The sequence below is a fragment of the Streptomyces sp. NPDC050610 genome (assembly GCF_040654875.1).
Classification (GTDB): domain Bacteria; phylum Actinomycetota; class Actinomycetes; order Streptomycetales; family Streptomycetaceae; genus Streptomyces.
On sequence record NZ_JBFAIV010000002.1, the window covers coordinates 452,378 to 467,181 of the forward strand.

Annotated in this window: 14 protein-coding genes; 6 read left to right on the top strand and 8 right to left on the bottom strand. The window is 73.5% G+C overall.

Annotation, left to right across the window (positions count from 1 at the left end):
• Positions 1–328 precede the first annotated feature (328 nt).
• Positions 329–655: a hypothetical protein gene (locus tag AB0I22_RS04315; RefSeq protein WP_363129068.1), complete on the bottom strand. Its 327-nt coding sequence runs from the start codon at positions 653–655 to the stop codon at positions 329–331.
• A gap of 110 nt (positions 656–765) precedes the next feature.
• Here AB0I22_RS04315 and AB0I22_RS04320 point away from each other — a divergent pair, with 110 nt between their 5' ends.
• A complete protein-coding gene (locus AB0I22_RS04320) occupies positions 766–1,155 on the top strand; it encodes a hypothetical protein (RefSeq protein ID WP_363129069.1) in 390 nt (129 codons plus the stop codon).
• 140 nt (positions 1,156–1,295) lie between these two features.
• Here the strand turns inward: AB0I22_RS04320 and hutH are convergent, their stop codons facing one another.
• From hutH to AB0I22_RS04345, 5 genes are all read right to left on the bottom strand, one after another.
• Entirely contained in the window at positions 1,296–2,834 is a 1,539-nt protein-coding gene (hutH, locus tag AB0I22_RS04325; RefSeq protein WP_363129106.1) for a histidine ammonia-lyase, read from the bottom strand.
• 138 nt (positions 2,835–2,972) lie between these two features.
• Positions 2,973–4,073, bottom strand: a complete 1,101-nt coding sequence (locus AB0I22_RS04330; protein ID WP_363129107.1) for a GGDEF domain-containing protein — start codon at positions 4,071–4,073, stop codon at positions 2,973–2,975.
• 185 nt (positions 4,074–4,258) lie between these two features.
• Entirely contained in the window at positions 4,259–5,053 is a 795-nt protein-coding gene (locus AB0I22_RS04335; RefSeq protein WP_363129070.1) for an enoyl-CoA hydratase-related protein, read from the bottom strand.
• Between the two features lie 290 nt (positions 5,054–5,343).
• On the bottom strand, positions 5,344–6,420 hold the full coding sequence (locus AB0I22_RS04340; RefSeq protein ID WP_363129071.1) for an adenylate/guanylate cyclase domain-containing protein: 1,077 nt from the start codon (positions 6,418–6,420) through the stop codon (positions 5,344–5,346).
• Between the two features lie 308 nt (positions 6,421–6,728).
• A complete protein-coding gene (locus AB0I22_RS04345; RefSeq protein ID WP_363129072.1) occupies positions 6,729–7,721 on the bottom strand; it encodes a biotin--[acetyl-CoA-carboxylase] ligase in 993 nt (330 codons plus the stop codon).
• A gap of 190 nt (positions 7,722–7,911) precedes the next feature.
• Between AB0I22_RS04345 and AB0I22_RS04350 the strand changes: the two genes are divergently transcribed.
• From AB0I22_RS04350 to AB0I22_RS04360, 3 genes are all read left to right on the top strand, one after another.
• Positions 7,912–9,516: an acyl-CoA carboxylase subunit beta gene (locus tag AB0I22_RS04350; protein ID WP_363129073.1), complete on the top strand. Its 1,605-nt coding sequence runs from the start codon at positions 7,912–7,914 to the stop codon at positions 9,514–9,516.
• A gap of 121 nt (positions 9,517–9,637) precedes the next feature.
• Positions 9,638–9,844, top strand: coding sequence for an acyl-CoA carboxylase subunit epsilon (locus tag AB0I22_RS04355; RefSeq protein ID WP_363129074.1), 207 nt, complete (start codon positions 9,638–9,640; stop codon positions 9,842–9,844).
• Positions 9,845–9,988: 144 nt separating this feature from the next.
• A complete protein-coding gene (locus AB0I22_RS04360; protein ID WP_363129075.1) occupies positions 9,989–10,117 on the top strand; it encodes a hypothetical protein in 129 nt (42 codons plus the stop codon).
• A 277-nt stretch (positions 10,118–10,394) separates the two neighbouring features.
• On the opposite strand, the gene AB0I22_RS04365 is transcribed toward AB0I22_RS04360, so the two are convergent.
• Positions 10,395–12,338, bottom strand: coding sequence for an FtsX-like permease family protein (locus AB0I22_RS04365; RefSeq protein WP_363129076.1), 1,944 nt, complete (start codon positions 12,336–12,338; stop codon positions 10,395–10,397).
• A 115-nt stretch (positions 12,339–12,453) separates the two neighbouring features.
• Between AB0I22_RS04365 and AB0I22_RS04370 the strand changes: the two genes are divergently transcribed.
• On the top strand, positions 12,454–13,071 hold the full coding sequence (locus tag AB0I22_RS04370) for a nucleoside triphosphate pyrophosphatase (protein WP_363129077.1): 618 nt from the start codon (positions 12,454–12,456) through the stop codon (positions 13,069–13,071).
• A gap of 73 nt (positions 13,072–13,144) precedes the next feature.
• Here the strand turns inward: AB0I22_RS04370 and AB0I22_RS04375 are convergent, their stop codons facing one another.
• Positions 13,145–13,525, bottom strand: a complete 381-nt coding sequence (locus AB0I22_RS04375; protein WP_363129078.1) for a hypothetical protein — start codon at positions 13,523–13,525, stop codon at positions 13,145–13,147.
• 309 nt (positions 13,526–13,834) lie between these two features.
• Between AB0I22_RS04375 and AB0I22_RS04380 the strand changes: the two genes are divergently transcribed.
• Entirely contained in the window at positions 13,835–14,638 is an 804-nt protein-coding gene (locus tag AB0I22_RS04380) for an IclR family transcriptional regulator C-terminal domain-containing protein (protein WP_363129079.1), read from the top strand.
• Positions 14,639–14,804 lie beyond the last annotated feature (166 nt).

Consider the following 14,804-nt stretch of genomic DNA (forward strand, 5'->3'; position numbering starts at 1 on the left):
TGAGAACGCCTTCACCGATTCGGCGGTTCCACTCGTCACAAAAGTGTGGGGAAGCCCACTCAAAGCGAAGACCCCGGCTCCGCAACCAGCGGCGCCGGGGTCCTGATATAGGCGATATACCGATAATGACAGGGGATTTCTCCCCGAATAATCCCCTGTCTCCGGATCTCATCACCACACCGTCGCGCTTGGACGGCGCATGAGCGCTTCTTGGATGCCGCATGAGCGTTTCAAGATGGCGCATGGGCGTTTCAAGGGGCGCGGAGAACCGCGCGACCGGCCCCGACGTGCTCGCGGGCAGCCTGCCGGGGCCTCCCCGGCGGAGCGCTCAGTCGTCGTCCTCGTCGCCGTCGCCGTCGAGGGCCCACTCCCGCGATTCGGGGTCGTAGTCGATCTGTTCGCTGCTCCACGACGCCTGGGTCAGTTCGACCCCCGGCACCTCCCTGACCACGTCGACCGGGTCGACGAGATAGGCCAGCGCCTCCGCCGCGTCGGAGGAGACCGAGGTACGGGCGTGCCCGCGCTCGTCGTCGTGGAGTGATCCGTCGCCGTCGATGCGGTCGAGGGCGGCCGAGGTCAGCTTGCCGGAGTCGTTGATCTCCAGCACCAGCTCGACTCGAAGTCGTACAAACCGTGATGACTCATCTGTGCTCATGTCCGGAGCGTAAGGGTCAGCGGAACCGCGACTTCCAAACGACCCGCGGGTATCACTACCATCGGAGGCTCGCCTCCCCAATCGCCGCCATCTCAAGGGGGATTCATTCCGTGACCGCACGCCGTCCGCTGCTGACCGCCGCTGCGGCGGGCTCGCTGCTGTGCGCGTTGTGGTTCGTACCGTCCGCGAAAGCGACGGCCGAGCACACCACCCCCACCCAGCACAGCCACCGCTCCACCACCGTCCATGCCTCCGACGACTCCGGCGACGCGTCCGACGCGTCCAAGGCGTCCCGTGCGAAAACCGCTCTCGACTCCTCCGGACGCGCCACGGCCGTCGAGCCCGCCGCCATGGGGCAGACGAGCGACGACCTGGCGCTCGCCGACACCGGCAGTTTCGACACCACCCCGTATCTGGTTGGCGGGATCGGGTTCCTCGGCCTCGGGGGCGCGCTGGTGACGGCCGCCGTCCGCCGTACGCGCGCGTCGGAGGGGTTCTGACGCGGCCCACGGGCCGCACCCGCGCGCGCACGCCGGACGGGTTCTGACCCGGCCGACAGGCCGCACCCACGCGCAGATCGGAACACCGAGCAGCACACCCGGCGGACTACGGGCCACGGCCCGTAGTCCGCTGCCGCGTTCTAGGCCAGCGGCCCCGTCACCGCCTCGGCCGCCTCCGTGAGCTTCCCGGACCGTACGAACTCGTGCGCGGCCGCGAGATCCGGCGCGAGGAAACGATCCGCTCCGGGGCCCTCGACCCCCGCCTCCCGGACGGCCTTCAGCACGGCCTGCGTCGCGGGCGCGGGGGTGAGACCGGTGCGCAGTTCGACGGCGCGGGTCGCGGCGACCAGTTCCACGGCGATGATCCGGGCGAGGTTGTCCACCGCCGTACGGAGCTTGCGCGCGGCCGACCAGCCCATGGAGACGTGGTCCTCCTGCATCGCGGAGGACGGGATCGAGTCCACGGACGCCGGTACGGCCAGCCGCTTCATCTCGCTGACCAGGGCCGCCTGCGTGTACTGGGCGATCATCAGGCCGGAGTCCACGCCCGCGTCGCCCGCGAGGAACGGCGGCAGGCCGTGCGAGCGGTTCTTGTCCAGCAGCCGGTCGGTGCGGCGTTCGGCGATCGAGCCGAGGTCGGCGGCGGCGACGGCCAGGAAGTCCAGTACGTACGCGACGGGCGCGCCGTGGAAGTTGCCGTTGGACTCGACCCGACCGTCGGGCAGGACCACCGGATTGTCGACGGCGGCGGCGAGTTCGCGGTCGGCGACGAGCCGGGCGTGGTCGAGGGTGTCCCGGCCGGCGCCCGCGACCTGCGGGGCGCAGCGGATCGAGTACGCGTCCTGGACGCGCGGCGCGTCGTCCTGCTGATGCCCGATCAGCCCCGAACCGGCCAGCACCGCCAGCATGTTGGCGGCCGAGGCGGCCTGGCCGGGGTGCGGGCGGATGGCGTGCAGTTCGGCGGCGAGCACCTTGTCGGTGCCGAGCAGCGCCTCCATGGAGAGCGCGGCGGTGATGTCCGCGGAGGTGAACAGCCGGGCCAGGTCGGCGCAGGCCATCACCAGCATGCCGAGCATGCCGTCGGTCCCGTTGAGCAGTGCGAGCCCCTCCTTCTCGCGCAGTTCGACGGGGGCGATGCCGTGCTCGGCGAGGAGTTCGGCGGCGGGCCGCAGCTCGCCGTCGGGGCCTTCCGCCTCGCCCTCGCCCATCAGCGTCAGCGCGCAGTGTGAGAGCGGCGCGAGGTCGCCGGAGCAGCCGAGCGAGCCGTACTCGTGCACCACGGGCGTGATCCCGGCGTTGAGGATCGCCGCCATCGTCTCGACGACGAGGGGGCGTACGCCCGTACGGCCGGAGGCGACGGTCTTCAGCCGCAGGAACATCAGGGCCCGCACGACCTCGCGCTCGACGCGCGGCCCCATGCCGGCGGCGTGCGAGCGGACGATGTTGCGCTGGAGCTGTGCGCGAAGGTCCGGGCTGATGTGCCGGACGGCCAGCGCCCCGAAGCCGGTCGAGACGCCGTACACGGGGTCGGGCTTGGCCGCCAGGTCGTCGATGACCCGGCGGGCGGCGGCGACGGCGGCCAGTGCCTCGTCCGCCACCTCGATCCGCGCCGCGCCGCGCGCCACGTCGATCACGTCCTGAGCCGTCGTACCGGAGGCCCCCACCACCACAGTGTGCATATCCATATTCAGGCACCCTAAAGACTGAATCGCGGGCTGTCACCATCCGCACGGAACCGAACGCGGCGGCTCAGGGGCGGCGCCGCCCGGCTCTCGCGAGTGACACCGCCCGGCTCTCACGGGCCACGCCCCGACCGCTCACGGCCGACGTCCCCGGAAGCGGCGGCGCTCGGCGGGCGCGCCCTCGCGCGGAGTGTCGGCCAGCCGCACCACCGGGTCGTCCGCGCCCCCCTCGCGCCCCGCCACCACCGGTTTCTCGGACCGCGCGGCCTTCGCCCGGTACTGCGCCGCGTCCGCCAGCCGGAACAGCCGACGCGCCGACCGTACGGGCCCGATCGGGTCCCCGGTGGAGGCGACGCCGCACGCGACACCCTCGCCCAGCTCCAGCTCGCCCGCGCGGCGGCACAGCTCGTCGGCCACCCGCACCACCTCGTCCGCCGTCGGCCCCACCGACAGCAGGCAGAACTCGTCCCCGCCCAGCCGCGCCGCCAGGGCGTCCGGCAGCATCGCGCCGCACAGGGAGAGAACCGAGCTGAAACGTTCCAGCAGGCGGTCGCCGACCGCGTGCCCCAGCGTGTCGTTGACCCGCTTCAGCCCGTTCAGATCGCAGACCAGCAGGCTCACCACCGCGCCGGTACGGCGGTGCAGCTCCACGGCCTCGTCCAGCCGCGCGTCCACGGCGCGCCGGTTGGCGAGCCCCGTCAGCGGGTCCTCGAAGGCCAGCTTGCGCACCTCCTCCAACCGCTCGGTCTGCGCGATCCCGGCCGCCGCGACCGCCGCCAGCACGGTCGCGAAATCCGCGTCCCGCCGATCGAAGACCGGCTCGCCCACCGCCCGCGCCACATACAGCTCGCCCCAGGCCCGCCCGTGCAGCACGATCGGCGCGACCATGCAGCAGCCGCGCCCCCGCCGGCGCAGGGCGTCCGCCCGGTGGTGGCGGTACGGGGCGGGGCGGCCCGCGCCGTCCTCCGCCGTCTCCACCCAGGCGTGCGGCTCGCCGCCGCTCACCCACTGCTCGTGCAGGAACTCCGCGACCTCCGGAAAGTCGTGCACCGGATACGACTCCGCCGCCGGGAACTCCTCCTCCCCCTCGGCCCGCACCCCATCGTTCACCAGCACCCGAAGCCGCCCCCGGTCCCGCTCCCACACCGATACGGCCGCGAACGACCCGCCCAGCGCGCGCCGAGCCCCGCCGGCCGCGGCGCGCACCGAATCGCGCGGAGTGTGCGCGGCCGCCATGGCCTGCGCCAACGCCACCACGGCCCGCAGCCGCGCACCGCCTCCGTCGCCGTCCCCGTCGCCCGTCACGCTCGCCTCGCATTCCGTAACCGTGTGCACGCTCTGCACCCAGCGTAAGAATGCCGCGCCCAATCCGCTTTGCGGGGGTTTGCTCTTTTTTGTTGCCGTTTAGGGGATTTTGGCGGCTAGATGCCGGGCCACTCGGGGGACCGCTTCTCGTTGAAGGCCGCCACGCCCTCCGCCCGGTCCCCCGAGAACGCCACCGAGCGCCAGGCGGCGTCCTCGACCTCCAGGCCGGTCCGCAGATCCAGCCCGTGCCCGAGACGCAGCGCGCGCTTCGCGGCCCGCAGGCCGACCGGCGAATTGCGGGCGAACCGCTCCGCCATCGCGAGCCCCGCCTCGCGGGCCTCGCCGTCCGCGACGAGATCGTCCACGAGCCCGAGATCCCGCGCCTCCTCGGCCGGCACCCGCCGGGCCGAGAAGATCAGCTCGGCGGCGCGCGCGGCACCCACCCGCCTCGGCAGCAACTGAGTACCCCCGCCGCCCGGAATCACACCCACCGACACCTCCGGCAGCCCCACCACAGCGCTCGCGTCGGCCACGATCACATCGCACGACAGCGCCAGCTCGAACCCGCCGCCGAGAGCGAACCCGCGCACCGCGGCCACCGTCGGCATCGGCAGCTCCAGCACGCCGGTGTACGCGGCGCGGGAGACGGGCCGCTGCGCTCCGAGCTCCGCGTCCGTGAGCGTGTTGCGCTCCTTGAGGTCCGCCCCCACGCAGAACGCGCGCTCGTGCGTGGAGGTCACCACGACGGCCCGTACGTCCTGGTCGGCGCGGAGCGCGTCGGTGGCTCGGGCGATGGAGCGGGCCATCTCGGCGGAGATGGCGTTCATGGCCTTCGGCCGGTCGAGGACCAGTTCGGCGACGTGTCCGTGGCGGCGGACGGCGATCCAGTCCCCGTAGCGCTGCTCATTCATGCCAATGCCCTTCGGGTGTTAACGGCCGTAAACGTATGGGCGGATCATCGCAGGGGGTGCGGGGGTGTGGCCATGGGGCTGGGGCCCGCCGCATGTTCGGGGCTCCGCCCCGAGCCCCGGTCCTCAATCTCCCCCAGCTACCGCTGGGAGGTGCCCCCTGACGGGCTGAAGTGGGCAGCCTTCCCGTCACGGACCCCGGTCCTCAATCTCCCCCGGCTACCGCGGGGAGGTGCCCCCTGACGGGCTAAAGGGGCTGAAACGGGCGGCCTACCCGTCCCAGCGGGCCGGCTTCAGCCTCGTCTGCTCAGGAGCCAGGGTTCCACCACGCCGAGCCCTCGCACTGGGCGCTGCCACATCGGTTGGAGGGCGAAGCGGTAGCCCGGGTCGGCGCCGTCGCGTTCTTTGGCGGCGAGTGCTTCCTCGGCTTCGGAGATCGGGGCGTCGCCTGTGCGGGACAGTTCTTCGGCGAAGGCCCCGTCCACCAGGACCGCGTCCTTCGGCGCTATCGACGTGAGCCGGCTCGCCAGGTTCACCGTCGTGCCGAAGACGTCGCCCATGCGGGTCGTGACCGTGCCGAAGGCGATGCCGACCCGGAGTTCGGGCATGGTCTCGTCGTTGGTCATGGTCTCGATGAGGCGCAGGCCGATCTCCGCCGCGATGCCCGCGTCGTCCGCCGAGTACAGCACCTCGTCGCCGAGGGTCTTGATGAGCCGGCCGCCGTGGGCGGCGACCAGGTCGGCGGCGGTGGTCTCGAAGGCTTCGACCAGTTCGCCGAGTTCCTCCTCCTCCAGCCGCCTGGTCAGCCGGGTGAAGCCGACGAGGTCCGCGAAGCCGACCGCGAGGCGCCGGTCGACCATCTCCGCGTCGTCCTGGGCCTGCACCACACGGCCGGTGGCGGCGGCCAACTGCCGCCGCCACACATAGACGAGGAATTCTTCGAGCTCCGGGAGGAGCAGTTCGATGAGCGGGTAGGTCATCTCCGTCCGCGTCATGCCCGGCTCCTGGGGCTCTGTCAGGCCCTCCAGGAAGGAGTCGATCTGCCAGTCCGCCAGCCGGGCCGTGGTCTGGCCGGTGGACCGGGCGACCTGTACGGCCATGGGCTCGCTCAGCAGTCCCGCCTCCACCAGGCCCGCCAGCCGGCGCAGCGCCAGGACGTCCGCCTCGGTGAGCGCCTTGGCCTGGCCGATGTCGGCGAAGCCCATGGCGCGCCAGAACCGGGAGGCCAGTTCCATGGAGACGCCGGCGGCGCGGGCCGCCTGGAAGGGGGTGTAGCGCCGTTCCGCGCCGAGGATCAGCTGTTCCAGGCGCAGGGCAAGAGGGTCGTCGTCCCCCTCGGCGGCGGCGCCATCCGCGTCGTCGACGGTCACCGCCCGCCCCCTGTCCGATCCGTGCGCACTGCCCTGCCGATCACTGTTCGCCCGTGCTCCGTGCCTGTACCGCGGTGTCCCGCGCACTGCTCCGCGGTCCCCCTCGGGACCGCGGCGGGACGCCTCAACGATACGACAGGTGTGCCGTAGCTCACTCTCCGGACTGCGCGCGCCCCGATGCCCCTTCGGCCTCTTCCACCCCTGTCACCTCGTCAGATGCAGGTGTCCCGGCAGTCGCGGCGGCCGCGGGGACCGCGTCGGCCCCCGCCGCCCGGTCTCCCCCGAGCCGCCCGCCGCCCGGTCTCCGCTCAGCCTTCCGCCGGCCGCAGATGCACGATGTCCCCCGCCCCCACGGGCTCCTGCACGCCCTCCGCGGTCGCGAGCACCAGCCGCCCGTCGCCGTCGATCGCGACGGCCTCGCCGACGAGTGCGCGGTCGCCGGGCAGTTCGGCCCGTACGGTCCGGCCGAGCGTGGCGCACCCCGCGGTGTACGCCTCCTGGAGCCGGCAGGCCCCCGGGTCGCCGCCGGTCGCCCGCCACTGCCCGTACCACTCCTCCAGCGACCGCAGTACGGCCCGCAGCAGCGGATCGCGGTCCACCACCGGCGCGCCCGCGAGCAGCAGCGAACCGGCCGTCGGCACCGGCAGTTCGTCCGCGCGCAGCGAGACGTTGAGGCCGATGCCCAGCACCACTCCGGCCCCGGCCCGTTCGGCGAGGATTCCGCCGGTCTTGCGCTCGGCGGAGACGGCGGTCCCCCGGCGAGAGCCGCCGGGGCCTCCGGAGTCGCCGAAGTCGCCGGAGCCGCCGGAGTCGCCGACAGCAGGCCCGGCAGAGCGGCCCGCAGACCCGTCGGCGTCCTCCGGGACCGTCACCAGCAGATCGTTCGGCCACTTCAGGGCCATGTCCACGCCCGCGGCGCGGGACAGCGCGGTGGCGGTCGCCACTCCGGCGAGCAGCGGCAGCCACCCCCACCGCTCCATCGGCACCTCGTCGCCGGGCTCCAGGTACACGGAGAAGAAGATCCCGGAGCGCGCGGGCGCGGACCAGCGCCGGTCGAGCCGCCCGCGCCCGGCCGACTGCTCCTCGGCGACGAGCACGGCGCCGGGGGCCAGGCCCGCGCCTTCTCCGGCGAGGGTGGCCAGGTCCGTGTTGGTCGAGCCGGTCACGGGCACCACATCGATGGAGGTCCACAGCGCGTCGGGCCGTACGAGGGCGCGGCGCAGGGCCGCGGCGTTCAGCGGCGGCCGGCCGAGGTCGGACCAGGGGCTGCCGGAGGGGCCGGCGGAGTCAGGGGGCGTCATGGGGGCCAGCCTAGGAGGGGACGGTGTGGCCAACGACGCACTGCCACAGCGCAGCCGCGCCGATACGCTACGAACCGGTAGCCAGAAGGGCCCCGACCGGCCTTTTCCGGCCCCGTCAGCCCCCTGTCCCCCCGAAATGCCCCGGAAAGCCCGAGTCAGCCCATCCAGGACGAGCAGGAGCCGCATCGCGATGTCCGAGCCGCAAAACGCCACACCGGACGAAACCAGTCACACCACCGCCGGGAAGCTCGCGGATCTGCGTCGCCGCATCGATGAGGCGACGCACGCCGGCTCCGCGCGCGCGGTGGAGAAGCAGCACGCGAAGGGCAAGCTGACGGCGCGCGAGCGCATCGAGCTGCTCCTGGACGAGGGCTCGTTCATCGAGCTGGACGAGTTCGCGCGGCACCGCTCGACCAACTTCGGCATCGAGAAGAACCGCCCGTACGGGGACGGCGTCGTCACCGGCTACGGCACCGTCGACGGCCGTACCGTCTGCGTCTACTCGCAGGACTTCACCATCTTCGGCGGCTCGCTCGGCGAGGTCTACGGCGAGAAGATCGTCAAGGTCATGGACTTCGCGCTGAAGACCGGCTGCCCCATCGTGGGCATCAACGACGGCGGCGGCGCCCGCATCCAGGAAGGCGTCGCGGCGCTGGGCCTGTTCGCCGAGATCTTCCGCCGCAACGTGCACGGCTCCGGCGTGATCCCGCAGATCAGCCTGATCGTGGGGCCGTGCGCGGGCGGCGCGGTCTACTCCCCCGCGATCACCGACTTCACGGTGATGGTCGACCAGACCTCGCACATGTTCATCACCGGCCCGGACGTCATCAAGACGGTCACCGGCGAGGACGTCGCCTTCGAGCAGCTCGGCGGCGCCCGTACGCACAACACGACCTCGGGCGTGGCGCACCACATGGCGGGCGACGAGAAGGACGCCATCGACTACGTCAAGGCGCTGCTGTCCTACCTGCCCTCCAACAACCTCTCCGCGCCGCCCGCCTTCCCCGAGGAGGCGGACCTGGAGACCTCGGACGAGGACCGGGAGCTGGACGTCCTCATCCCGGACTCCGCGAACCAGCCCTACGACATGCACACCGCCATCGAGCACGTGCTGGACGAGGGCGAGTTCCTGGAGACGCAGGCGCTCTTCGCGCCGAACATCGTCACCGGCTTCGGCCGCGTCGAGGGCCACCCGGTGGGCATCGTCGCCAACCAGCCGATGCAGTTCGCGGGCTGTCTGGACATCGACGCCTCGGAGAAGGCCGCGCGCTTCGTGCGGACCTGCGACGCCTTCAACGTGCCGGTGCTGACCTTCGTCGACGTGCCCGGCTTCCTGCCCGGCGTCGACCAGGAGTACGGCGGGATCATCCGGCGCGGCGCGAAGCTGATCTACGCCTACGCGGAGGCGACGGTTCCGCTGATCACGGTGATCACGCGGAAGGCGTTCGGCGGCGCGTACGACGTCATGGGCTCCAAGCACCTGGGCGCGGACCTCAACCTGGCCTGGCCGACCGCGCAGATCGCCGTCATGGGCGCGCAGGGCGCGGTGAACATCCTGCACCGCCGCACCATCGCCGCGGCCCCGACGCCCGAGGCGCAGGAGGAGGTGCGCCAGGAGCTGATCACGGGCTACGAGGACGCGCTCCTCAATCCGTACGTGGCGGCCGAGCGCGGCTACGTGGACGCCGTGATCATGCCGTCCGAGACGCGTCGGCACGTCGTGCGCGGGCTGCGCGCGCTGCGCGACAAGCGCGAGTCCCTGCCGCCGAAGAAGCACGGCAACATCCCGCTGTAGAGGGCGGGCTTCCCGTCGAGCGGCGGACGTACCGCCGCGGGGCGGGCTTCCCCCTGAACGGTGGCCGGCCGGACCGCCGTGGCACCGTGCCGGAACACCGCAAGACCGTAAGGAGGCCGCAGTGATCAAGGTAGTACGGGGCAATCCGACCCCCGAGGAGTTGGCCGCCGCCCTCGCGGTGGTGCAGGCCCGCGCGGCGTCGGCGCCGGACGCCGCGCCGGACGGGAAGGCCCGCGACGCGTGGGCCGACCCGGCCCGTACGGTCCCCGGCCGACGGCTCCCGCACCCGGGACCGGCCGCGTGGCGCACGACGTACTGGCCGGTCTGACACACCACAGAAATCACCCGCGCACCCCCTGTCACCTGGGCACCTTTCCGGTGGCGGGAGGCAGGGGGAAATAGTCCTTCCGCTTGCGGCGCCTGAGTACGCGTACTCAGGCGCCGCGCCGGTGCCCCCCGGACCATTGATTTCATGCTGTGGTCCGACCCGCCCGAAGAACCGCCCCAGGAGCTGCGCGACGCGCAGGCGATGCTCCACCGGGCGGGCATCGTGCTGGCCGTCGGCATGGTGATCCTGTTCTTCCTCCTCGGGCTGGCTTGAGGGCGACGCCCCTCGGGTCCGCCCCCACGCGTTTCCCGGGCGGCTCGCGCCGATGCCGTACGGGCGTGACGACGGGGGTGCGAACCGGGCCGGAACGGCTGGGGTAGGGCCCGGCGGACATCTGCCCCAGGGTGCTGCCCCGCCGCCGTCGCGCGCCTCGTTCCCCTGTGCGGTTCCGCGCGGGGAGTCGTGTCCCTTACGCCGTCCCGTACGCCCGTCCCATCCGCCCCGTCCCATGCGCCTGAACGCGGCGCACAGCGCACACGACGACCCGGTGCTACCCCGGCGCGCGGAGCGCCGTCGCCGGCCGCTGCGCCAGGGCGATGCGCGTCGTGATCACTCCCGTCGCGAGCGCCAGCGCCCCCGCGCCGCCCACGATGAGCGCGGTGACGGACGGCGACAGGTCCAGGCGCGCGGTGCCGGTCAGGGCGCGGGCGCAGCCGGCGAGGACGGCTCCGGCCACCGCCGAGCCGAGCAGCAGCGCGGCGAGCACGGTGACGGCGTTCTCCAGGGCCATCATCCGGCCGATCTGCCGGCGGGTGGCTCCGACCAGCCGCATCAGCGCGAACTCGCCGGAGCGCTCCATGGTGGTCATGACCAGCGTGTTGACCACGGAGATCGACGTGAAGACAGTGATCACGGCGAGCAGCAGATACGTCACGGTCATCGACGCGTCCTGCCGGTGCCGGGCCTCGGCGGCGTACGCGGCGCGGTCGAGCACCCGCCACCCCGCCGCCTGCCGCCCCTTGGCCAGCGTGGCCAGCCCGTCCGCGACCGCGCGCTCCCGGCCGGGCGCGGACCGTACGTACACGGTGTCCTGCCCGAGGGTCTCGCCGTCCATGAGGTGGCGTGCGGCGAGCCGTTGCGGGAGCACGATGTCGCCGAAGCCGTTGCCTCGCGGGTAGCGGTAGGCGACCCGTACCCGCTCGACGCGGTCGTCATCCAGGAGGAGGCGCACCTCGTCGCCGGTCCGGGCGCCCGCCGCGCGGGCCAGGCCCTCGCTCAACGCCACGTCGTGCGCGCCGAGTTCCGCGGCTCCCTCAGCGCCCCGCGCGGTCGCGCCGAGGTCGAGCACCCGCCCGAGCGGCCCGTCGGTGACGGCCTGCGCGATGCCGCCGGGGCCGCGGTGCGCGTCGTCCTCGCCGGTGAGCACCTTCGCGTACGTACTGGTCGTGCCCACCGCGGCGGCCACCCCCGGCACCCGGCGCACCGTACGGGCGGCATCGGCGGGCAGTCCGTCGCCGCTGGTGACGATGTGGTCGGCGACCATCCGCTCGCTGTCCTGGCGGTGCTGCTCGCGCCACTTCATCTGCGGCACGAACAGCGAGACCGCCGCGAACGCGACCGTCAGGGCCAGCGGCATGATCGCCGACGCCAGCCGCCGGTGGCCCGTACCGAGGTTCGCGCCGGCCACGAAGCCGACGCCGGGGAACAGCAGCTTGCACAGCCCGCCGAAACCCGCGCCGACCAGCCTCCCGATCCACGGGGCCAGCAGTGCCACCGCGACCATGAAGACCATGACCATGCCGGACGCCGCGTTGACGTCGGAGCTCGACCCCGGGCTGTCCGCGATGGACTCCAGCCCCCACACGCCGCCACCGAGCACCAGCAGCCCGGCGGCCGTACGCACCCACCCGGCCCGGTGCCGGGGCGTGGCCGCCTCGCCCAGCGCGCGCATCGCGTGCACCCGCGCGGCCCGCCTGCCGCTGCTCCACACCGCGGCCTCGGCCGTCACCCAGCAGACGGCCGCCGCCGAGGCCAGGCTCACCGGCCCGAAGTCCAGCCGGAACCCCGGGGAGAACATGCCCTGCCCGGCGAGCGCCGCCCGCAGCCCGGCGGCCAGCAGCACCCCCAGCCCGCAGCCCGGAAGCAGCGCCGCCACAGTGACCACGAGCGCCTCGTAGGCCACCATCCGCCGCACCTGGCGCGGGGTCGCGGCGATGGCCCGCAGCAGCGCGATCTCCCGCGTCCGCTGCTGCACGCACAGCGAGAACGTACCGGCCACCGCGAACGCCGCCACGAACAGCGAGATGAAGCCGAACGGCACCGCGAACGCCACCACATCCGGCCCGCCTGTCGCGGCCCCGGCCCGCGCGCCCGACTCCAGCAGCACCGCGCACGCCGTCACCAGCGCCTGCGCGCAGACCATCGCGATGAAGGAGCCGACGAAGTCCGTCCGACGGGACCGCACGGTCCACCAGGCGAGCCGCAATAACGCCACGATCAAATCCCCCAGTTCGCCGGTCCGCGCCCACCCCTGTGCGCCGCCCCGATCGTAATCGGGCGGTCGCCCGCTTCGACGGCGGGCGACGGCGGGCTCGCTCCCCCCGCCTACCATGGCCCGTATGGATCTCACCCCCCCGCGCCGTCTCGTGCTCGCCTCCCAGTCCCCCGCCCGGCTCGGGCTGCTGCGGCAGGCCGGGTTCGCGCCGGAGGTGATCGTCAGCGGCGTCGACGAGGACGCGATCAGCGCGGCGACCCCCGCCGAACTGGCCCGGGTGCTCGCCGAGGCGAAGGCCGAGGCCGTGTCCGTACGGCCCGAAGCGGCGGGCGCGCTCGTCGTCGGCTGCGACTCGGTGCTGGAACTTGACGGGCAGGCGTACGGCAAGCCGGCCGACGCCGAGGACGCCACGGCCCGCTGGAAGGCCATGCGCGGCCGTGCCGGAATCCTGCGCAGCGGCCACTGCGTGATCGACACGGCGAACGGCCGCCGCACGTCGGCGACGGCGTCCACCACCGTCCGCTTCGGCGAGCCGACGGACGACGAGATCGCCGCCTACGTCGCCACCGGCGAACCGCTGCGCGTCGCGGGCGCGTTCACCATCGACGGCCGCGCCGCCCCGTTCGTCGACAGCATCGACGGCAACCACGGCACAGTCCTCGGACTCAGCGTCCCGCTGCTGCGCGAGTTGCTGACGCGGCTCGACGTCCGCGTCACCGACCTCTGGGCCTAGACATGCCGCGGGGCGCGGAAGGGACTTCCGACGCCCCGTTCCGCGCCCCGCCGGGCGACCGTCGCCGTGACGGCTACGGCATGGCCCTGCTCAGCTCGCCGAGGGCCTTGTCGGCCCCCTGCGACACCCCGCCGATCAGCTTCCCGCCCCCCTCGGCCAGCCCGCTCCTCAGCTCGCCGCCCCCCTTGTGCAGTTCCCTGGTCGCCTGAGCCGTCCCCTTGCTCAGCCCGCCGCCGACCCCGTCCTCGATCCCGTTGGAAACCCCGGGGTAGAGACTGAACTGCGGCTCGGCCCCCTCCATCGGCTTCGGCATCGGCGCCGTGGGCAGCGGCGCCTCGGGAGTGGGCACGGGCGGCATGGGGGCGGCGGGCCCCGGGGCGGCTGAGGCGACGCCATTCGCCAGCGAGAGGGCGGAGGCTGCGAGGACGGCGGCTGTTGCGATGCGCTTGATCATGCTTGGTCAACGAGAGGGGCGGGGGCGAGTCACCGCGGCAGCCCGGATGCCGCTGCCTCCGGCGGTTGCGTGGGTCCGGTCGTACGGGTCCGGTCGTACGGGTCCGGTCGTACGGGTCCGGTCGTACGGGTCCGGTCGTACGGGTCCGGGGGTACGGGTCCGGGGGTACGGGTCCGGCCTCGCCCCCGCCGGCGGGGGTAGCGGCGCTGCCGCGGAGGGCCGGCCCGGCACGGTGCGTATGCGATTCTGGGAGGTCGGTCCGCCGGGAGAGCGGCGGCCGGTTAGCCGCCTCGGAGGAAGCACCCGCCCATGCCCGCGTCCGTACCCGCGCCCCCGCCCGCAGCCCCCGGCCCGCAGTCCGTCGACCGCGCGCTGGATCTGCTCGACGCGGTCGCCGAGGCCCCCGGGCCGGTTACCGCCAAGGCGCTGGCCCGGCGGCTCGGTTGCGGGCTGTCGACCGTGTACGCGCTGCTCGGCTCGCTCACCGCGCGCGGCCACCTCACGCGCTCCGCCGCCGGTTACACCCTCGGCTACCGCCTTCCGGCGCTGCACCGCGCCTTCCAGCGGCAGATGCGGATCGACGACGGCCTGCACGAGGTGCTGCTGCGGGTGCGGCGCGTCGCGGGGGCCGACGCGTACTTCAGCGCGTACCGGGACGGCGAGATCGCGGTGCTCGACGGGACGACGGCGATCCACGACACGGAAGCGGTGTTCTCGGTCGGCCAGGAGACGACGGCGCACGCTACCGCCCACGGCAAGGTGCTGCTGTCGGCGCTGCCACGGGCCGCGCGGCACCAGTACCTGGCGGCGCGCGGCATGCGGCGGATGACGCCGCGCACGATCACGTCGCCGGACCGGTTCGACCTCGAACTGCGGCGCGTGCGCCGGGACGGCTTCGCCGTGGAGATCGAGGAGGCGCAGGCGGGCATGGCATGCGTCGCGGTGCCGGTACGGGCGACGGCGGGCCCGGCCGGCGGGGCGCGGAGCCGCCCGGTCACGGCGATCTCGGCGGCCCTGCCGCTGGCCGAGTTCACCCGCCACCGCCGGTCACTGACGGAGGCGATCCGGCGGGCCGCCGTGGAGGCGGAGGGGCTTACGGTGCACGACGTCTGAGCCAGGGGGCGCGGTGCGGTTCGTCACAGCCCGGAGCGTCGGGGTGCGGTGCGTCTGGGTGCGGTGCGTCTGGGTGCGGCGTCGGGCTCTCCGGGGCGGGGGTCCGGGACCGTATATTTACGGGCCGCTCGCCCTGAATCCTGAAGGAACCCGGAACTCCGGCCCA